General features: G+C 65.2%; 14 protein-coding genes. 5 read left to right on the plus strand and 9 right to left on the minus strand.

Translation table 11 applies throughout. The features are described 5' to 3' along the window. Positions 1 to 25 precede the first annotated feature (25 nt). From TS85_RS04940 to TS85_RS04950, 3 genes are read left to right on the plus strand one after another with little or no spacing between them, the layout of a single operon-like run. A complete protein-coding gene (locus tag TS85_RS04940) occupies positions 26 to 862 on the plus strand; it encodes an energy transducer TonB family protein (protein WP_077228462.1) in 837 nt (278 codons plus the stop codon). A 27-nt stretch (positions 863 to 889) separates the two neighbouring features. Beyond that, the gene (locus TS85_RS04945; RefSeq protein WP_044330799.1) at positions 890 to 1,498 is read left to right on the plus strand and encodes a biliverdin-producing heme oxygenase; all 609 of its coding nucleotides are present in this window, start codon (positions 890 to 892) and stop codon (positions 1,496 to 1,498) included. Continuing rightward, on the plus strand, positions 1,491 to 1,904 hold the full coding sequence (locus tag TS85_RS04950; RefSeq protein ID WP_044330802.1) for a YbaN family protein: 414 nt from the start codon (positions 1,491 to 1,493) through the stop codon (positions 1,902 to 1,904). The genes TS85_RS04945 and TS85_RS04950 overlap by 8 nt, the downstream gene beginning before the upstream one ends. A gap of 79 nt (positions 1,905 to 1,983) precedes the next feature. Here the strand turns inward: TS85_RS04950 and TS85_RS04955 are convergent, their stop codons facing one another. Further along, positions 1,984 to 2,763, minus strand: a complete 780-nt coding sequence (locus tag TS85_RS04955; protein WP_044330805.1) for a class I SAM-dependent methyltransferase — start codon at positions 2,761 to 2,763, stop codon at positions 1,984 to 1,986. Between the two features lie 417 nt (positions 2,764 to 3,180). Between TS85_RS04955 and TS85_RS04960 the strand changes: the two genes are divergently transcribed. Then, complete coding sequence (locus TS85_RS04960; RefSeq protein ID WP_155006304.1) at positions 3,181 to 5,916, plus strand: TonB-dependent receptor plug domain-containing protein; 2,736 nt, start codon at positions 3,181 to 3,183, stop codon at positions 5,914 to 5,916. 118 nt (positions 5,917 to 6,034) lie between these two features. On the opposite strand, the gene TS85_RS04965 is transcribed toward TS85_RS04960, so the two are convergent. From TS85_RS04965 to TS85_RS04990, 6 genes are all read right to left on the minus strand, one after another. Further along, positions 6,035 to 7,147 carry an alpha/beta hydrolase fold domain-containing protein gene (locus tag TS85_RS04965; RefSeq protein ID WP_227698675.1) on the minus strand — a complete coding sequence of 371 codons (1,113 nt, stop codon included), beginning with the start codon at positions 7,145 to 7,147 and terminating at the stop codon, positions 6,035 to 6,037. Between the two features lie 455 nt (positions 7,148 to 7,602). Then, positions 7,603 to 9,261 carry a tannase/feruloyl esterase family alpha/beta hydrolase gene (locus TS85_RS04970; protein ID WP_044330808.1) on the minus strand — a complete coding sequence of 553 codons (1,659 nt, stop codon included), beginning with the start codon at positions 9,259 to 9,261 and terminating at the stop codon, positions 7,603 to 7,605. Positions 9,262 to 9,287: 26 nt separating this feature from the next. Then, a complete protein-coding gene (locus TS85_RS04975; protein ID WP_077228464.1) occupies positions 9,288 to 10,634 on the minus strand; it encodes a spinster family MFS transporter in 1,347 nt (448 codons plus the stop codon). Then, a complete protein-coding gene (locus TS85_RS04980; RefSeq protein ID WP_044330812.1) occupies positions 10,627 to 11,481 on the minus strand; it encodes a 3-hydroxyacyl-CoA dehydrogenase family protein in 855 nt (284 codons plus the stop codon). Before TS85_RS04980 ends, TS85_RS04975 begins: the two co-directional genes overlap by 8 nt. After that, the gene (locus TS85_RS04985; RefSeq protein WP_044330813.1) at positions 11,478 to 13,535 is read right to left on the minus strand and encodes an acetoacetate--CoA ligase; all 2,058 of its coding nucleotides are present in this window, start codon (positions 13,533 to 13,535) and stop codon (positions 11,478 to 11,480) included. The genes TS85_RS04980 and TS85_RS04985 overlap by 4 nt, the downstream gene beginning before the upstream one ends. Positions 13,536 to 13,625: 90 nt before the next feature. Further along, positions 13,626 to 16,274: a TonB-dependent receptor plug domain-containing protein gene (locus TS85_RS04990; RefSeq protein WP_077228465.1), complete on the minus strand. Its 2,649-nt coding sequence runs from the start codon at positions 16,272 to 16,274 to the stop codon at positions 13,626 to 13,628. A 266-nt stretch (positions 16,275 to 16,540) separates the two neighbouring features. On the opposite strand from TS85_RS04990, the gene TS85_RS04995 reads away from it, so the two are divergent. After that, a complete protein-coding gene (locus TS85_RS04995; protein WP_227698676.1) occupies positions 16,541 to 17,512 on the plus strand; it encodes an AraC family transcriptional regulator in 972 nt (323 codons plus the stop codon). A 48-nt stretch (positions 17,513 to 17,560) separates the two neighbouring features. On the opposite strand, the gene TS85_RS05000 is transcribed toward TS85_RS04995, so the two are convergent. Both TS85_RS05000 and TS85_RS05005 read right to left on the minus strand, forming a co-directional pair. Continuing rightward, the gene (locus TS85_RS05000; protein WP_227698776.1) at positions 17,561 to 19,048 is read right to left on the minus strand and encodes a sensor histidine kinase; all 1,488 of its coding nucleotides are present in this window, start codon (positions 19,046 to 19,048) and stop codon (positions 17,561 to 17,563) included. 80 nt (positions 19,049 to 19,128) lie between these two features. Beyond that, a complete protein-coding gene (locus TS85_RS05005) occupies positions 19,129 to 19,833 on the minus strand; it encodes a response regulator transcription factor (RefSeq protein WP_044335874.1) in 705 nt (234 codons plus the stop codon). Positions 19,834 to 19,842: the final 9 nt, after the last annotated feature.

The following is a 19,842-nucleotide window of genomic DNA, read 5'->3' on the forward strand; positions in this document are numbered from 1 at the left end:
ACCATTGCCGCGATGAGGCTCGAATATGCCTTCTGACGCGCGCCTGTCCCGGCGTGGCGCCGTGCCGCTGTTGCCCGGCCTGCAGCGCCCCCGCCCACCACTGGCGACGGTCGGGGTGGCGTGGGAGCGGTCCCGCTACGAACCGCCTGCCGCCTGCCGCCGGCTCGGCATATCCGGCACGACTCTCCTCTTCGGCGGCGCGGTGGCGATCCTGGTCTGGGTGCCGCAATCGCCCCTGGTTCGGATCGCGCCATCGTCGCGGACGGCCATCACGTTCGAACTGGCCCAGACACCTGCTGCGCCACCTGCGCCGCCGGCCGAAGTACCTCCAGGCCCGCTCCAGCAGGAACAGGAAGCCGCCAGCACGAGCCAGTCGGTAACGCCGCCCGAGCCGCAGGTCGTGCCGCCACCGGTGCCCACCCAGCCGGCGGCGGCTGCGTCGGCCGCGGTCCAGGCAGAGGAAGCATCGACCGCGACCCGACGTATCGACCAGACCAGCGCCCCGCCCGCGATTGCGGCCCATGCGTCGACCGTCGCCGCGCGCACCAACAGCGCATCGACCGCACAGGCCGCGCTCGCCAATTGGGAGAGCGAATTGCTCGGGCATCTCAAGCGGTTCCTGCGCTATCCGCGCGCCTCGCAGAATACCCGTGAGGAAGGCATCGCGCAGGTGACGATCACCGTCGACCGCCAGGGCCATGTGCTCGGCGCCCGCCTCGCGCGCGGCAGCGGCTATCCAATGCTCGATGGCGAGGCCGTGGCGATGATGCGCCGCGGATCGCCGGTGCCGCCGCCCAGCGCCGACATCCCCGGCGATCCGGTGATCGCTACGATCCCCATCCTGTTCTCGCTCCGGCGCTGACATCCCCCCGACCAGAAAGGGCCTTGCATGACCACCACCATTCTCAACGACCCCGCAACCGCCGCGTTGAGCCGCGCCAGGCGGCTGAAGGCAGCGACTTATGCGGTCCATGACACGCTGGACCAGCGGATCATGGCGGCCGAGCCGTTTCGCGATCGCGACCGCTACGGACGCTTTCTGCAGATGCAGTATCGGTTCCACCGCGACGTCGATGCGCTCTACCGGCATCCGGCGCTGGATGCCGTGCTGCCCGATCTCGCGGGCCGCCGCCGGCTCGATGCCATCGCCAAGGACCTTGACGATCTGGCGCTGCCGATCCCCGATGACGGCGAAGCCCCGGCCTTTGAATCCGGGCCGATCGACCTGCCGACGGCGTTCGGCTGGCTCTACGTGGCCGAAGGGTCAAACCTGGGCGCGGCTTTTCTCTACAAGGCGGCAGCGGCATTGGGGCTGGACGCCAGCCACGGCGCACGGCACCTTGCCGGCCATCCGGACGGCCGCGCGCAGCATTGGCGGGAATTCACGTCCGCCCTCGACACGCTCGATCTTTCGGAAGAAGAGGATGCGCGCGTGATCGCTGGCGCCCGAGCCGCATTCTCTCGCGTCCACGCGCTTGCCGGAGCCACTCTTGACTGAACCACGTCATCGCCGTGTTGCCGCCCATCTTTCGCGGGGGGCCTGGGCGGCGCTCGGCATCGTGTTCGTGGCGCTCGGCTTCCTCGGCGCGCTGCTGCCGCTGGTGCCGACCACCATTTTCCTGATCCTGGCGGCGGGCTGCTTCGCACGCTCCTCGCCACGGCTGGAGGCATGGTTGCTCGATCATCCGAAATTCGGGCCGACGCTGCGCGCGTGGCGCGAAGACGGCGCGATCGGTCCGCGGGCAAAGATGATGGCCTGCTCGGGCATGACGCTCGGCTATGCGCTGTTCTGGTGGTCCGCGCGGCCGACATTGCTGCTCGAACTCACCGTCGGGCTGATGATGGCGGGCTGTGCCGCCTTCATCCTCAGCCGACCGGCGCCGCGTTCGCAAAAGGGTCAATGAGTAGTCGGGGCGTGGGCCCGAGGGGCGCAGTTGACTTGCGAAATCGGCGACTTCCGTTTCTGCGCAATCCTGCGGTACTTTATCGTCGCGCCCATCCGATCAACGCAGTGGACGGGATCGGAAGCTGTGGCCGGTCGCCCGCCATCAGGCGCAACTCAGAGAGGATCAGGTGCTTTTCTGCAGGGAGCAGCTTCGTCCAGTCGGGCGATGCTCCGAACAGCGCGTCGAGGTCGCCCAGCAGCGCCATATCCAGGCCGAAATCACGGGTGACGTGCGCGATCCGCGGATCGCGGTAGCCTGCGGTGACCAATTCGTGGGTCAGGCCTTCGGCGGTGCTGAGTATCGTCATCGCCTCCGGCATCGCCGCAAGCGCACGATCGGGGAGCAGCCTTCGGATGAGCCGGCCGAGCAACATAAAGGCACCAGCCCCTCGATCCTCCCAGACCGCGACGACGCCATAGCCACCCGGGCGGGTGACTCGTGCCATCTCGCTCAATCCCTTGCGCCAGTCGGGGAACATGAAAACGCCGAAGATCGAGAACACCGCGTCGAACCCCGCATCGGGGAGGTCAAGCGCTTGGCCGTCCATCACGCATGTGTCGACGTTGGGCAGCGCCTTTGCGGCGATGCGTGCGACCATGCCGGGCGAGAAGTCGGTAGCGAGGACGTGCGCCCCCGTGGCCGCTGCCGCGAAGGTTAACGCCCCTGTCCCCGCCGCGACGTCAAGGACGCGGGAGGCCGGGGTCAGAGGCACGCCAGCGAGCGCAGCATCAACGTAGCGTGTGGTATAGGGATGCGCGGTCTTCTCGTACCGCTCGGCCGCACTGTCCCAATGATCTGCCTTGTTGAACGCTTGCACAGGCTACCTCCCAAATCATGCAACTTCATAGGTATCGTGATATCCATCGCTTGCCAAGTCGGTGCCGGGAACAAGGAGGGTATAGTTGCGCCACGTCTCGTGGCTGAACCGGCGCATCGTCATGTCGTCGATCAGCCGCTGGCGAAGCGGGCTGGCGGCATAACGGGTATCAGGTCGTTCATCGGTCGACTCCTCGTGTTGAACCCGCTTCGACCGTTCGACGCCACCCTTGTCGGGGTAGCTCGAGCGTTGGGTGACCCATGAGTCGCGGGATGCCGAGTTCGCGATCGCCCGCAGCCGGCGAGCCCTGAAAGGCCAGTTCCGCGCGACGCGCAGCGTGGTTTGATGGGCAAAATTGTATTCAAAGTCGTATAGCTATTGTGCCTTTGGATTATATCCAATAAGGGATGCGGAGAATTGCCGACAAACCGCAATCGATTACAGGGAGGATATACAATGCGCTTTAGTCCCAGGTCCCATGTCGCGCTCGGAATGGCTTCGTTCTTCGCGCTTGCCGTTGCCCAGCAGGCTGCGGCGCAGGAGTCGACCACCGTGCCGACGGATGCTGGCGCGACCGCTGCAGACGAGCAGAGAGACGCCGAGATCGTCGTCACGGGCACCAACCTGCGCGGTGTCGCACCGGTCGGGTCGTCTGTGATTACGATCGGACAGCAGGCGATGCAGCAGACGGGCCTGGCCACGACTTCCGATATTCTGAAGACCATACCGCAAGTCACTTCGCTCGGGCCGGGCGAAGCGACGATCGGGACGAACGTCAACAGCGCCTCGATCAACTCGACGCGCGCGAACGGCGTCAATCTGCGCGGGCTTGGCGTGCAGGCGACACTGACGTTGCTGGACGGCCGCCGCGTGCCGCCGGGAGGCATTTCAGGACAGTTGTTTGACGCGTCGGTGATTCCCGCGATCGCGCTGGAGCGCATCGATATCGTCGCCGACGGCGCCTCTGCGACCTATGGATCGGACGCCGTTGCCGGCGTCGCCAACCTGATCCTGCGGCGCAACTTCGACGGGCTCGAAACCAGCGGGCGCTATGCGACTGCGAACGGCTATAACGAGTGGCAGGTCAGCGGCGTGCTGGGCCGTAAATGGGCGACCGGCTCGATCACCGTGGCGGGCGAATATTATTATCACAGCCGCCTGCGCCAGGAAGATCGCGCATCGCTGTTTCCCTGCAACCAGACCTCGTTTGGCGGCACCAACAACTGTTCGTTCAACAACGCGCCGGGTAACGTCACCGACCCGGTGACGGGCATTCGCTACGGCCTGCCGGGCGGTTCGGGCGTGGGCTTGACGCCGGCGCAGCTTTCCACAACGCCGAATTATTCCGAAGCCTATGAGGGCCAGGACCTGTTGCCGGAGACCAGGCGATGGGGCGCGGTTGCGCGGCTTGACCAGGAACTTGCCCCGAACCTGAGGGCATGGGCCAGCGGCTTCTATTCCAAGCGGACGCTGGAGCAGCGGGGGGGGCGCATCGATGTGACGGCGTTCGTGCCGAGCAGCAATCCGTTTTATATTTCCTTCGCGCCCGGCCAGACCGCGCCGCAGCAGGTGGAATATTCCTTTATCGATGATGCCGGCCCGGCGCGGATCACCGGGCTGGAGAGCAGCTATCAGATCGCCGGCGGCCTGGATTGGGATGTGGGCGGCAGCTGGCGGGTGTCTGTACAGGCATCGCACAGCCGGACCGAGGGCGAGACGTTTACGAACCAGAACCCGAACTTTACCCTGCTCTATGCCGCGCTCGCCGATCCCAACCCGGCGACGTCGCTCAACCTTTATGGCTCGGGCGGGGTCAATACCGCCGAGCGCATCCGCAGCATCCTGGGCTCGTTCCGGCCAACCGGCAGCTATAACATGGATCTGGTGAACCTGAAGCTGGACGGCGAGCTGTTCCAGATCCCGGGCGGACCGGTCCGCGTCGCCGTGGGCGGCGAGTTCCATCGGGATTTCTATGTCAACGCGTCGTATGAAAGCATCTCCACGACGTCGTTATCGCAGGTGAACACGCTGGGATACGCCGCCAATGGCCGCGACGTGCGGTCTGCGTTTGCCGAAGTGAATTTCCCGCTTGTGGGGGCAGCGAATGGAGGCCCGGGTCTTGAGCGGCTCGAGTTCAACGCGGCGGCGCGCGTCGATGATTATAGCGATAGCGGCAGCACCACCAATCCCAAGTTCGGAATCCGGTACGATCCGTTCGAAGGCCTGTCGCTGCACGGCAGCTATGGCACGTCGTTTCGTGCCCCGCTGCTGTCGGACGTCAATCCGGCGAGTTCGGCGGTGGTGTTCTACATCCCCAATTTCGGTCCGTTCGGCAATGTGGTCCAATATGCGGGGGGCAACGCCAACCTGAAGCCGGAGACCGCGACGACCTGGTCGCTGGGCGCCAAGTTCACGCCAAAAGCCAGCGGGTTCTCCGCATCGCTCGATTATTTCAACATCCGCTACAATAATATCGTCGAGACGGCGCCGTTCTACAGCCCACAGGTGTTTTCCGACCCGGCTTATGCACCCTTCGTGATCCTGAATCCGACATTGGCGCAGGTGCAGGCGATCTACGCGCTGCCATGGGCGGGCACGCCGACGATCGCGGCGGCGGACGTCGATGCGCTGGTCGATGTCCGGCGCAACAACGCGGCCGGCATCAAGATGCAGGGCCTGGATTTCGTGGTGAACTATCAGTCCGCCTTGGGGGACGGTACGCTCGTGACGGGCGTGTCCGGCACCTATCTGCTGTCGTTCAAGAAGGCGCTGTCGCCGAACGCACCGTTCGTCGATCGGCTGAACGAAGCGAATTATCCGCTGCGCTTCCGCGCGCGCGGGAACATCGGCTGGGGTAACGAGGCCGTTAACGCGACGCTATTCGTCAACTATAGCAACGCGTATGACAATACGATCGGCACGATCCAGCCGGTCCAGCGGGTCTCGGCCTATACCACGGTCGATTTGACCTTGGGCTATGACCTGAGCAGGTTGGACGGCGTGTTCAACGGTCTCAGCGTGTCGGTGAGCGCAATCAACCTGTTCGACAAGGACCCGCCCTTCGCGGCGGTGGGCCTGACGCAGGTGTTCGATTCGACCGTCTCCAATCCGATCGGGCGGCTGGTCGCCTTCTCAGTGCGCAAGAGGTTCTGAACGTTGCCGGCGCGCGCGCTTGCTGCGCGCGCGCTTGGCGGAATCGACCGCAAAAAGGCCGCCGGTGCGTATCCACCGGCGGCCTTTTTGTCTCAGGTCAGGCGCAGCCGGGAGTCGCTCAGCGCCCCAGATTTTCGTCAAAGAAACGAATGACGGTTCGATAGAAGTCACGCGACTCCGGCATGTCGGGATTGTAGATGAAGCCGTGCGGCAGTCCCTCCCACATGTGCAGCTGTGCGTGGACGCCCGCGTTGACTAACTGCCGATGCAGAAACATGGCTGAACTATAGTCGAAGGCGCGCGAGCTTGTGGCCACCATGATCGGCGGAAACTTGGCCAGCACGTCGGGGTGCCACGCGGGCGCCGCCAATGGCCCCTTCATATCCGCGCCTTCGAAATAGGGCAGTACGGGGGGCGTTTGCCCCGGCTTCAATGGCGGCATCGGCATCGCCGCGTCACCCAGCAGGAAACCGACATAGCTTCCGTCGCCACCATAGACGGCATCGCCGAACGAGAGCCCCGAGCAATAGATTCCGACGGCGCCGGGGCGGGGCAGCCCTTCCTTCTGTATCCAGGCCAGGAACTGCCCGGCGAGCATGCCGCCAGCGGAACAGCCATATACACCGATCTGGTCGGGACGGTGCGTCTTCAGCAGTTCGCGATAGACCGCGGCGGCATCTTCGCTGGCCGCGGGAAAGCGGTGCTTGGGTCCTTGACGGTAATCGGGACTGACGACCTTGATCGCGCCAAGTGCGGCGATCGGGAGCGATTCGAGATCGGAGCAGCCGGGGAAGCACCCGCCGAAACCGCCACCGTGCAGGTTGATCAGCACTCGTCCGCGATTCCGCGGCGCCACCCCGCTGTGGGGCGTATAGACGAAGCTATGTACACCCCCGACGGTCGTGTCCTGCTTGTCGACCGCGAACTGCGCGTTGGCCGAAGCGAGATAGGTCTTCATCCACCGTGGGACACCCTGATCGTCGATCGCGCCGATGCCCTTGACGAAAGCCTGGAGATGCTCGGCAAGGAATGCCTTCGCCTCCGGGGAAAGATAGGGCGAAACCGGGACCGCCAAAGGAGGCGTGTACACCGTCCCGGCCTCGTCGACGCGCAACTGCTGCTGTTGCTGAGCGATCGCCGGCACACCTGCAAGCAGCGCGGCTCCAGCGATGAAGAACGACGTCAGTTGAACGCGATGGTCTACCGATCGTGAAGACATGGATTGGGTCATCAGGCGATACTTTCTGCAAAATAGCGACGCGATTGGCTTGAGAGCGACGTTGCAAACCACACTCGAACGATGTCTGCAACCGATTGCGTGACAATTTTGCATACAATCGGGAGGAGGGTGAAGTTTGACCCATTTTATCTCCGTTGGCATGGCAAGCCTGATCGCCAATTCGGCGCCGGCGCAGACTCAGGGGAAACGATCCGAGGGGGGCAATGACAGGGTGTCGCGCTTGTCGAATGAGCACCTCACCGTGGGATCCCCCCAGAGTCCGCTTTCAGGTCCTCCACGCAACGCGTTCCGACGTCCCAGCTGGGGGCGCATCTCCGCCGGTTCGATTTATGGCCGGCACCCCCACGCACAGAAAGCAAAATGGGCACGTCCCAGTTGCGGCCGTTCAGGCCTGCCCTCGACCATTTTGAAAAGCGGCCAGTCGTGGGACGTCCGTCGGTTGGCATTCATTTTATGGAAGGCTGAGGTAGCGGCCTTGATTGCGCTTCGCACTGGAAGCTGCTGGCGGTGCGCGTCGATCCACTCCCGCGATACACCGCTCGCTGCGGATAGGGACAGAGCGGCCGCTGCATGTCGATCCGACCGTGCTTTTCGCTGGAGAATTTGGTTGCGACGATGCGGTCGGGTGCCTTGCCCCGCTCGGACCAGGCGATCAGCGCAGAGAACAGGTCGTGTTGTGCGTCGTCCGAAGGGGGGCGCGGCGGAATTCCGAGCGTGGCGTTGAAGGCATCCGGGCCCGTGCCGCCGCCGCAATGCATCATGCCGGGAGCCATGAACAGCCGTGCGCTGTCCGCGAGTTTGTCGGCGCCGCCCATCTTCGCGGCATGCCGGTCAAAGAAGGCAACCGACTGGCCCGGCGCAACGAGGGTGTCGGCAAGCCCATGGAACATGATCAGCCTGCCGCCGCGCGCTGCGAACGCGGCCAGACTGCCGCGCGTCGCATCGTTGACGCTCGAATCCAGTCGCGCGTTGACGATCGGCATGTCGCGATCGAAATCGAAGCGCTGCCATCCCCAGTCCGCGCCGAACACCCATTTGAACAGCGCGCTGAAAGGTGGCTGTCCGCTGATCGGCTTTTGCAGGAAGGACCAGCCGAACGTGTCGGGCATCTCGCTGCCCGGCAGCCAGCCGTAATAGGTGGGCGTGCCGTTCCGATCGGTCGGCCCGGAATAAAAGGCACGCGCTGTCGCAACCTCGCCTTCAGTAAGGCAGCTGTCCGATGCCGCGCCCGTGCATTGCAGGCTGGCGGGATCGAATTTGCAGCGCATCGGGTCCGCGATGAACCGGTCGCCGGCCAGTCCATGGCCTTGTCGCCAACAACTGGCGATCGCGGCCGCGTTGAGCAGCTTCAGCTTCGCGTCGGAGAGGAGCCGGCCCGGTGTGCGGTTCGCCGCCGCATAGTCCCACAGCACTGCGGCATGGCCCCAGGTTCGATCGATTACCGGCGCGCCGACCAGGATGGCGTGATAATCTTCCGGATAATGCAGGGCTTCGATCAGGCCCATCTGGCCACCGGTGGAGCAGCCGGTATAATAAGATTGTCGGGCGTCCCGCCCGTAAAAGGCCTTGGTGATCGCCTTGCCGGTCATCGTCATGACATGCGTCGATAGGCGCCCCCAATCGCGCCACTTGCGCGGCTGGCCGATCAAGGCGTCGCCCTCCAGCGGCGAGGCCGGCGCAGTTCCCGCATCGGTCGTCGCGGTCGCGAAGCCGCGGCGCAGTCCTTCGACCATGCCCGAATAGCCAAGCGCGAACGTGCCTGCGAAGCCGCCGCTGCCATTGCCATGGAACACGCCGGTCCACCCCTGCGCAGGCAGCCAGACCTCAACACCGATGTCAGAGCCGGGTTCGGATCGCACCTGGGCGACAATGCGGCAGAAGCTGCGATAACCCGGAACATCGCCGGCGATCGTCTTCTCCGCGGGTTTGGCCGGGACCAGCACCGCGCTGGCGATCGTCGTATCCGGCAGCTTGAGGCCCGCAAGTGCCGTGCAGCGCGCGGCAGCTTCCTTGCCGGACATCCTGCCCTGTGCCAGCGCCAGGCCAGGCGCCGCCAAGCCGATCGCGATCGCCGCGAGAATGGCGACGTGGTGCTTGCGCTTCATGATGCTCTCCAACCGTTGCGCCACTATCATTTCAGTCGCGCGCCTGCGGCGCTGGAAGGCGACGATCGCCGGATCAGGCGGGCGAGCCACAGGAACAGCGATGCGGCGATGAGGTACATCGGCGCCAGCGCGTAGAATGCCATCTGCAGCGAATGCTCGTGATAATCGGGGCGGAAGAAATCGCTCGCGATGCCGACGAAGGTCGGGCCGAGGCCGAGACCGACGAGGTTCATGACCAGCAGCAGCAACGCGCCCGAAATCACCCGCACGCTTGGCGCCACCTCGCTCTGAATGAAGGTGACGGTCGCGGGGAGGAAGAAGGAATTGAGGAACAGCGGCACGAAGAGCAGTGCGAGCGCGACCTCCCATCGGTCGGCTGCGACGAAGGCGAGGAAAAAGGGCAGCGCGAGCACGAGCGACAACGCCGGTATCGTGGCATAGGCTGCCGTGCTCCGGACGGCGTAGCGATCGATCAGCTTGCCCGAGACGAAGATGCCGGTACCCATTCCCAGCCCGACGGCAAGCGCATACCAGATCGCCACCTCATCGAGCGTCATGCCCTTTTCGCGCATCAGGAAGAGAGTCGCGAAGTTGGCCATCCCATAGGTAATGAAATTGGCGGCGCCGCTCGCGAGCGCCGCGACCGCCAGCATTTTGTTGGTGAAGAAACCGATTATCGCCTGACCGAAGCTCGGTTCGGGCCGTGCGCCGGCGATCGGTGCGGGATCGAAACGCCCGCGGACCGGCTCTGGCACGAAGAAATAGACCAGAAGCGCTGTGAGCACGCCGATCGCGCCGACCGCATAGAAGGGCACGCGCCAGTCATAGGTGGCCGCCAGCGACGCGCCGAAAGCGACACCCAACGCGGAACCGAGCGGCGGGCCGAGATTGAAGATGCCCATGGCGGTGCCCCGCTGCTCGCGGGGGAAGGTATCGGAGATGATTGCATAGGAGGGCGGCACGCCGCCCGCTTCGCCGATACCGACCGCCATCCGGGCGCCGGCGAGTTGGCTGTAATTGCCCGCCATGCCGCACGCTATGGTGGCGCCACTCCACAAACCGCAGGCCAGCGACAGGATCTTCACGCGGTTCGAGCGGTCGGCCAGCCAGCCGACGGGGATCGCGATGAAGCAGTAGAACAGTGCGAAGTAGAAGCCGGTGACATAGCCGAGTTGGCTGTCCGTGATCTGCAGCCCGTCCTGGATCGGCTTGGCCAGGATCGAGACCAGCTGGCGATCGAGGAAGTTGAGCACATAGACGAAGCACAGCATGCCCAGCACCCAGCCGCGATTGCCGTGTCGGACAGCGACTGAATCCGCCTGGTGATGCGGCGCTTGGTGGATCGCCATCGGCTTCGCTACCTTCCTATCCATCTCGATTTGTCTCGATCCAGCCGGCGCGGCCCTTGCCGCCGCCCAGCCCGGCGGCGACGCGTTGCTTCAGCAGCGCCGGCGGGCGGAAGCGCTCGCCATAGGCATCGTGCAGGATATCCTGCACCTGCAGGCACAGATCCGACGTCACGATATCCATCATCGCGAACGGGCCGATCGGGTGGCCAAGGCCGAGCCGGCACGCCACATCGAGATCGGCGGGCGTCGCGACGCCTTCCTCGACCAGCTTGACCGCTTCGATCAGCAAGGCGTGCAGCATCCGGTTGACCGCGAAACCTGCCACGTCCTTGATGCGCACCGGCTGCTTGCCGATGCCGCCCAGCACGCCGATCATCTCGTCCACCACGGCATGGTCCGTCGCAAAGCCGGGGATCACTTCGACCAGCGTCATGCGCGAGACCGGCGAGAAATAGTGGGTGCCGAGGAAGCGTGCCCGGCGCTCTGGTCTCAGGGGCGCCGCGAGTGTCGAAATGGGCAGAGTCGATGTGTTCGAGGCAAGGATGCATGCGGGCTGACACACTCGGTCGAGCGCGCGCAACACGGCTCCTTTCGCGTCGATCGATTCATAGACCGCTTCGGTCACTAGCGCGCACTCGGCCATCGCGGCGAGCGCCGAGACTGGCTGGACGCGGGCCAGCGCCGCCTCTGCTGCTTCCGGTGCGTAGAATTGCCGTGCGATCCCCTTGTCCAGGATGCCGCGCAATCTCTCCATCGCCGCCGCCAGCGCGTCGTCGCTGCGGTCGTGCAGCAAGACCTCATGACCGCCCAGGGCGAAGACCAAAGCGATCTCCGCGCCCATCAGTCCGGCGCCTACAACCCCCGCCTTCATGGTGCCTCTCCCGCGCGCCGGTTTGATTCCGCCTGAGCCTCGCGCTGCCAGCGCTGTGCCTGCTCGATATACCAGGGCAAGGCTTCCGGCGTTGCCGTCGTATCCGCACTGACCACCTTCGCGACGGGCCATCCGGCGAACAGCCGCTTAATCGGCAATTCCTGCTTTTTCCCGGACAGGGTGCGCGGAATCACTGGCGCAGCGATCAGCCGATCCGGCACGAAACGGGGCGACAGGCTGGTGCGAATGGCCGCGGCTATCGCTGCTTCCAGCGCGGCATCCACGCCCTGGCCTTCGGCTGGCACGACGAACAGGATCAGATGGCTGTCGCCACCGTCGCTATCGACGTCGATGATCATCGTGTCGGCGATCTGCGGCAGCCGTTCGACGGCGGCATAGATTTCGGCGGTGCCCATGCGCACACCATGTCGGTTGATCGTCGCGTCGCTGCGACCGGCAATCGTGCAGCTGCCATCGCCGCCGATGGTCACCCAGTCGCCATGCCGCCAGACGCCTGGCCATTCGCCGAAATAGGAGTCGCGGTAGCGGCTGCCATCCGCATCGTTCCAGAAATAGAGCGGCATGCTGGGGAAGGGGCGCGTGCAGACCAATTCGCCGACCGTGTCGACCACCGGCTTGCCCTGCGCATCCCATGCCTCGATCGCGGCGCCCAAATGGCGGCATTGCAGCCGGCCCGGCGTATCGGGGAGTTCGGGATTGCCGGCCATGAAGGCGGCGGCGATCTCGGTCCCGCCGCTGACATTGCACCACCAGATAGCGGGCCGGCCCAGCGCGGCGAATTGCGCCGTGCCCCAGCGTTGCACATCGGGCGGCAGCGGCGATCCGGTGCTGCCGAGCGCGCGGATGCGTTCGGTCCCGGCAATTGCTCCGATCTCGATCCGCGCCTTGCGGCAACTGGCGAAGAACGCCGCGCCGGCCCCGAACCAGGTGACACCGGCGCGCCCCGCGAAATCCCATAGCCGGGTCCAATCCGGATCGGCTCTGGTGCCGCTCGGTGAGCCGTCGAACAGACAGATGGTTGTGCCGCTGAGCAGCCCGCCGACCTGGATGTTCCACATCACCCAGCCGCTGGCGCTATACCAATGGAAGCGATCGCCCCGATTGTTGGCGGAATAGCTGGGCCCGAGATCGAAATGGAGCCGCCCGGCCGCGGTGGCGAGGACGATGCCGCCATGGCCGTGGACGATCGCCTTGGGAAGCCCGGTGGTGCCGCTGGAATAGAGGATCCACAGCGGATGATCGAACGGTAGCCATTCGGGCTCGAACGCCGCGACTGCCGCGTCATCGCGGGCGATGGTTGCGGTAAAGTCTGTGCTGTCGACGATCTCCCCCTCGCCACAGCCACTTGTGATCAGAAACAGCGCTTCGATACAGGGCAGCTGTTGTCGGATTTCCCCAACGGCCACGCTCCGGTCCATCGCCTTGCCGGCATAGAAGATGCCGTCGACGGCGATCAGCGCCTTGGGCTCGGTCTGCCGCCAGCGGTCCAGCACGGCGTTCGTCCCCATATCCGGCGAGCAGAGCGTCCAGATCGCACCAAGGCTGGCGCAGGCAAGCAGGCCGACCACCGCCGCCGGGATGTTGGGCAGATAGGCGGCGACGCGATCGCCCCGTCCGATCCCGCGGTCGCGGAGCGCCAGCGCGAGCGCAGCCGTCTGGCGCCTCAGTTCGCCCCAGCCGAGTGTGACCTGCCCGCCGCGTTCGTCCATTGCGACGATCGCGGGCTGGCCGGCGGCATCCGCCGCCGATGCGTGCCGGAAAACATGGCGCGCGTAATTGACCTGCGCCCCGACGAACCAGCGTGTCCCGGGCATGGCCTCGTCGCCCAGCACCGTCGTGAACGGCGTGGGCGATTCGATCCCGTCATAGTCCCATATGCTGCGCCAGAAACCGTCCAGGTCCTCCACCGACCAGCGGCGCAGATCCTCATAGGTCGCGAAGTCGCGGCCGTGCACCGCTTTCAGCCACTCCGAATACAGGCGGATCTGCGGGACGGGAGTCGAGAGGTCCACGCTCGTACTGGCAGGGGTCATCGAAGGGCGAACCTCGCTCGTTTGTCTGTCATCATCGCAATCGCAGATGCCCGGTGGCGGCGGACCCTGTCGGGGCGCCGCCACCGGGGCTCAGAAGGACTTGCGCAGGCTCATGGCCGCGTAGCGACCGATCGGGTTATAGGCTCCGCCGATACCGTCGGTGCCAGGGAAGAAGGGCGGCGTCGCATCGAACAGGTCGTTCACCTGCAACCCGAGCTCGATCCCCTTGGCCCGGCCGATATCGGGCAGGCGCACCGACAGGCGCAGATCGACCGTGGTATAGCCTTTGGCGCCATAAAGGCTGCTTCCGGTCGGGGTCGCATAGGAGGCGGTGACACCGGTGCGATGGTTCACGAAGTTGACGAAGGTCACCGGGCCCGCCGTGAACCCCAGCGTCGTCCGCGCCGTTGCGCGCGGAATTCCCGCGTCGAGCGAATTGCTCTCGGCGGAGGTTGGGGACAGCCGGTTGCGGTAGTTCAGGATGTAATTGCCCGCGATGCCGCCAAAGAGCGAGCCAAAGCCCATGGGCTGCCGGTAGCGTATGTCGAAGTCGATCCCGTTGGTCTTGCGAACGCCGAAATTGCCCTGCCGGAGATCCAGTATGTTGCCGATCGTCGGCACGGCTGAGAAGGTGAAGTAGAACGGCACGGTATTGGCGATCGCCGCGCTCAACTGCGCCGCCGTCGGATTGCGGATGACGCGCGCGGCGAAGGTGGGATCGCTGAACAACAGCGCGCCGAGCCCGGATGGCGTGCCGATCACATTGTCGTACTTGATGTCGTAGAGCGTGACGCTCGCGCTCAGGTTCGGTGCGAATTTCGGCCGCAGATCCGCGCCGACCGACCAGGTGCGCGCCGTTTCGGGCGTCAGCGCCTGATTGCCGCCATAGAGCAGGATCGTGTTGACCTGTGCTGCCCCCCGCGACGGATCGCGGGCGCCAAAGGCATCGACGAGCGCGGCGGCGGAGTAATAGGAACCCACGGTCGAGCCTAGGTCACGAAGCCCCGGCGCGCGGAACGAATGCCCGTAGCTGCCGCGCAGATTGATGCCTTCGACCGGTTCCCAGGTGAGGCCGACCTTCGGGTTACTGGTCGAACCGAAGTCGCTATAGTGATCGTAGCGGCCCGACAGCGACAGCGCGAGGCTGTGGGCCATCGGCGCGGCATTGCCCTCGCCGAATATCGGCACGAACAATTCGCCATAGAGCGACTGCACGTTGCGCTCCAGGTCTTCGGGGAAGCCCACCCCGCCGCTCTGGCCGCGCTGCATATAGGTTTCGCGGCGATATTCGGCGCCTACCGCGATCTTCACCGCGCCACCCGGAAGACCGGCCAGCGGTCCATCCACCTTCAATGCGCCGATCCGGGTGCGCTGGCGATTGACGAAGTCGGTGGGGTTGTCGAGGATCGCCGCCACGACCGCCGGGCTGGTGCCGTAGCCGAATGGGTCGAGCGCGGTTGCCATGGTCGTTCCGGCAGCAGCAGCGGTCAGTGCGGTGGTGTTGATGCCCGGCTGGAAGGTGTCGTTGCGCGACCAGTTGAACGAGCCAAAGATGTTGGCCTTGAATGCGCCCGGCAGGCCGATATCGACCCCGGCCGTCGCGTTGCCGGTACGCACGCGGAAAGTCTGGTCGAAATGATCCGCGCCGACCAGCCGGTCGGGTCGGAAATCGAAATAGCCGAAGAGCGACCCTGTTCCCGGCGGCGCGCGGAAGAAGGGGTTGGCGGCGGTGATCAGGACGAATGTCTGGCCCGGCAGGGCCGCCTGAACGACGTCCCTGCGATCCGAATAGAGAATATCGGCCCACAACGTCACTGCGCCCGATACTTGCTGACGCGCCGACACGAGCGCACTGTGCGTGCGGTTCTCCGGCATGAGATCGACCGGGCCGCGCGGATCGCAGGTGTTGAGGCCCGGCGCCAGGCCCGGCGCCGCGTAGATCGTCCCGGCGAACAGGTTCACGTTCGCATCGGGGCAGACGGCGGAGCGGGTATCGATGCCGCCGACCGCGCGGAAATCGAGCGTGCGATAGCCGCGGTCTGCCCCGGTGATGTTGCTGTTTTCCTGATATTGATAGGCGGCGACGAACGATCCGCTGCCCCAGTCCTGGCCGAAGATGGCACCCGCATTGAACGCGTGAAAATCGTCCGCCATGCCATAGCGGACATTGGCCTCCAGCCCGGACACGCGCGTGCGGGTGATGAAGTTGACGACGCCGGCGACCGCCTCCGATCCATAGATCGCCGACGCGCCGTCGGCGACGATCTCGACGCGCTCTATCGCCAGCTCGGGAATGAACGGATAGTCGGGATTGGTCTGCTGGGTGCTGCCGGAAATCAGGCGATGGCCGTTCATCAGCGGCAGCGTGGCGGCAGTGGGCAGCCCGCGCAGGCCCGGCGCGAACGATCCGAGCCCGCCATTGCTGACGCGCGGGGCGGTGTTGAAGCTGTTGAGCTGCGGTACCGTGGCGAGCAATTCGGCCGTGCTCGCCGCGCCGATCAGCCTGGCGTCCTCGCGCGAAACGCTGATCAGCCCCGATCCCGTAGGCGGGATGCCGCGGATGCTGGTGCCGGTGACGACAATCTCAGGGTCGGCCTCTGCGCTGCCGCTCTCGGCTTGATCGGGTGTTGCGGCGCTTTGCGCATGCGCCGCTGCGGGAAGACCCAACGCCGCAACCGCGAGCGCGGTGCGGCACAGCAGGCGGGCACGATGCCCCATACGAACGGTTAGGATCGACATAGCTTCTCTCCCCTCCTTGATCTGTCTTGGTTGCGGACAGGGCCGCTGCCGCGCTTTTGGCGGCTTGATGCCCTGTCTATGGTCTGACAAACCTCCCCGTAAGCGCATTTGCGGACATCGCTGTGTCTTTACCGGACACTCGAGAACGGGAGGATGGCGGCATGGCCCTATTGACGGAGGACGGGAGCGGACTTGCGAGCCGAAACCCCCGCGCCGGGTTTCCGTCGCTCAACCAGCGGATATTCGCACCGTTCAAGATTGCTACGGTGATCGACACCGTCGCCAACCGCGGGATCCTGCCGGAGGCGGTATTGGACCGAACCGGGCTGACGCTGGCGGAGGTGCGCGATCCGCACACGCTGACCTCGATCGGGCAATATCTGATCGCATGCGAAAATATCGTCGCCGCCGGCGCCGAGTTCGCCGATGCCTTCGCGATCGGTTCGCATCTGCATCTCTCGGCTTATGGGATGTATGGCTATGCGCTGATGTGCTCACCGACGATGCGCGACTTTTTCGACTTCGCGGTGCGATACCAGCCGCTCGCGACGCCTACGGTGCGACTGGAATGGCGCATGGGGGGCGATGTCGCGATCTGGCAGTTTCGCGAAATCTACCGCGACATGATGAGCAGCGACGTCCGCACCTTCCTGGTGCGGCAACAGATGAAGATGACCTTCACCCACATCCGCGACACGGCCGGCGCCGACAATTTGCCGGTATGCGCGCTGTTCGCCTTGCCGGAAGACGCGCACGCGGCGGGGGACGCAGAGGCGCTGTCCTGCCCCTGCCTGTACGGTCAGCCGGCAAACGAACTCCATTATCCGATCGGCATCCTCGACCAGACGCCGGAATTGGGCAACCGGCTGACTCGGACGATGCTAGAGGAGACGTGCGAGCGCCTCATCGGCCAGTCGCGCATTTCATCAGGCTTGTCGGGCGAGGTGTATCAATTGCTGCTGAACGCACCCAGCGAGCTTCCATCGATGACGGCTGTCGCGGGACAGCTTGGCTTGCAAGAGCGCACGCTTCGCCGCCGCCTGGCCGCGGAAAACACTAGCTACGGGGCCATTGTCGACGATGTGCGACGCAAGCTGGCCATCGAGTATCTGCAGACTACGCGCATGAGCGTGGACGACGTGGCGTGGAAAGTCGGCTTCAGCGACAGTGCCAACCTGCGCCGGGCGATACGGCGCTGGACCGGCAAGACAATCAGCGAAATCCGCGCGAGCAAATAGGCATGCGGGAGGTGGCCGACCCGATGTCGACGGTCGGCCGCGCTTTTGCTAGGAGTCTCGCATCGAACGCTGCATTTGAACGACAATGCAAGCGCCGGCAGGCACAATATTGGCCGTCACCGTCGCGCCGGTCGCACTCGCCAATGAACGAGCGATAGCAAGGCCGAGCCCGGTCCCGCCACGGTCACGACGGCCCGTGAAGAAGGGCTCGAAAATCTTTTCGGTGTCGGCTGTCGGTATGCCGGGGCCGTCATCCTGGACGGCGATCTCGATGCGGTCCCCGATCATCCGCGCCGTCATCGTGACGGTGTCGGCACCCATCCGCGCGCTGTTGTCGATCAGCGTCTCCAATATGGTCGTCAATGTTCCGGGCGCGATATTGGCCGGCGCCAGGGGCAGGGGCGAGTCTATGCGGATCGCAAGCCGTTCGCCGGTCAGCCGGTCCGCGACATGGTGCAGGACCGCAAGCACATCGGCGACTGCGCTCGAGTCGCCGAGCGTCATGTCCGCTTTTGCCAGTTCGAGCAGGCGATCGGTCAGTTGCTGCAAGCGCTCGGTATCCGCCGCGGCATTGGCGATGAAACGCGTGCGATCGGTATCGTCCATCGTCGACCAATGTTCGCCCAGCAGTTCCAGCGCGCCGCGTATGCCGGAGATCGGGGTCTTGAATTCGTGGCTGACCGCGGTTGCGAAATCCCGCAGGTAGCGCGAGCGGGCGTCGATCCGCCCAGCCATGAGGCGGAAATTGTCGAATAGCTCGCGTATCTCGATCGCCGCGGTAGAGGGGGTCTCGGGTATGTCGGCGGAGCCTTGCGCGACGCGCTGCGACGCCTCGGTAAGCATGGTGATCGGTCGGGCAATGCCGCGCGACAACAGGCCGACGAGCACCACCAGCATGCCGAATATTACTGCGATCCCGAGCGCGATCTTGCCGCGATCCTGGTAGATGCCCAGCATCAGGCCGCGGGGGGAGCGCGACAGCATCACTACCCCGACGACCCGCCCATCGACGATCACGGGGCGGGCGTGGTGGACTCGTATCGTCGAAGCTCGGCTGATGGCTTCCCATATATGGCCATGGGGATATTCCTGGCGCCGCCGCAACACGGTATCGCTGCGTCCGGCAATTGCTTTGCGGACCTCCGGATGCGAGGCATAGCTGGCGCCCAGATCGTTTCGCCCCAGCACCACCGTGCCATTGCGATCGAGCAGCCGGACCGCGGCGAGTGTGACTGCTGCAGAATCACTAGCAATCGACGCCAGCTGGCGGGCAACGGCGACCGCTTCAGAATCCGCGGGCAAGCGCGCCGGTGCCGCGGTGCTGGGCGGGAGAACCGTCATCGTGCGCAGGTCGATCTGCGGCGGTTCTGGAGCGATTGCCTGCCCGCGGCCACCGGCGCGACCGCCGGTCCAGGCCGATTTGTAGGCGGCAGACAACACCGCGCCCTGCGCGATCAACTCGGCCTCGGTCTGCTGGACGATAGTGTTCTCGTACACCCGCAGGAACACCGCACCGAACCCCGGCAGCGCCGCCACGAACAACAAGGTGCCGAACAGGATCGTGCGCAGCGACAGCGCCGGCCAATGGCGTTTCGCCCAGTCCTTCGCCGCGCGGATCAGGCGCAGGCACCAATGCGGTAGCCGATGCCCGCACGGGTCTCGATCAGATCGTCTCCGCCAAGGGGCGCGAACTTGGCCCGCAGATTACGCACATGGCTGTCGATCGTGCGGTCGGTCACGGCAAAGCCGGGCCCGTGCAGCCGATCGATGATGGCGTCGCGCGAGAATACCTTGGAGGGCATCGACGCAAGCAGCAGCAGCAATTGGAACTCGGTCGCGGTCGTCGCCACCGACGTCCCATCCCACCGCGCCTCCCATGCTTCCGGATCGAGCGACAGGCGGTGGTGCGCCAGCGGCGCGCGCTGGCTGGGCGCGGCCATGCCGCTGCCCTGGCGTTTGAGGATCGCGCCGACGCGGGCGACGACTTCGCGCGGGGAGAAGGGCTTCACGACATAATCGTCGCCGCCCACCTCGATGCCGACGATGCGATCGATCTCGTCGTCGCGCGACGACAGGAACAGGATCGGCAGATCGGCATGCGGCAGCGCCGAGCCGCGCAGTTTTCGGCACAGATCGAGGCCGTTGAGGCGCGGCATGTTGATGTCGAGCACCATCAGATCGGGGGCCTGCAAGCTGATTGCCGCCAGTGCAGCCTCTCCATCTGCGGCTTCCGACACCTGCATGCCCGCCTTCGCCAGCGCGAAGGTGAGGAGGTCGCGGATATGCGGGTCATCGTCGACGACTAGGATGTGGTGGCTCATCGCGTACAT

Origin of the sequence: Sphingomonas hengshuiensis (genome assembly GCF_000935025.1) — a bacterium.
In the GTDB taxonomy this organism is placed as follows: Bacteria; Pseudomonadota; Alphaproteobacteria; order Sphingomonadales; family Sphingomonadaceae; genus Sphingomonas; species Sphingomonas hengshuiensis.

Bases quoted from the DNA above. Each gene is read 5' to 3' on its own strand.
- TS85_RS04985 (WP_044330813.1), bottom strand. From the start codon at position 13,535: ATGACCCCTGCCAGTACGAGCGTGGACCTCTCGACTCCCGTCCCGCAG.
- TS85_RS04990 (WP_077228465.1), bottom strand. From the start codon at position 16,274: ATGTCGATCCTAACCGTTCGTATGGGGCATCGTGCCCGCCTGCTGTGC.
- TS85_RS04970 (WP_044330808.1), bottom strand. From the start codon at position 9,261: ATGAAGCGCAAGCACCACGTCGCCATTCTCGCGGCGATCGCGATCGGC.
- TS85_RS05005 (WP_044335874.1), bottom strand. From the start codon at position 19,833: ATGAGCCACCACATCCTAGTCGTCGACGATGACCCGCATATCCGCGAC.
- TS85_RS04980 (WP_044330812.1), bottom strand. From the start codon at position 11,481: ATGAAGGCGGGGGTTGTAGGCGCCGGACTGATGGGCGCGGAGATCGCT.
- TS85_RS04975 (WP_077228464.1), bottom strand. From the start codon at position 10,634: ATGGATAGGAAGGTAGCGAAGCCGATGGCGATCCACCAAGCGCCGCAT.
- TS85_RS04940 (WP_077228462.1), top strand. From the start codon at position 26: ATGCCTTCTGACGCGCGCCTGTCCCGGCGTGGCGCCGTGCCGCTGTTG.
- TS85_RS04965 (WP_227698675.1), bottom strand. From the start codon at position 7,147: ATGACCCAATCCATGTCTTCACGATCGGTAGACCATCGCGTTCAACTG.
- TS85_RS04945 (WP_044330799.1), top strand. From the start codon at position 890: ATGACCACCACCATTCTCAACGACCCCGCAACCGCCGCGTTGAGCCGC.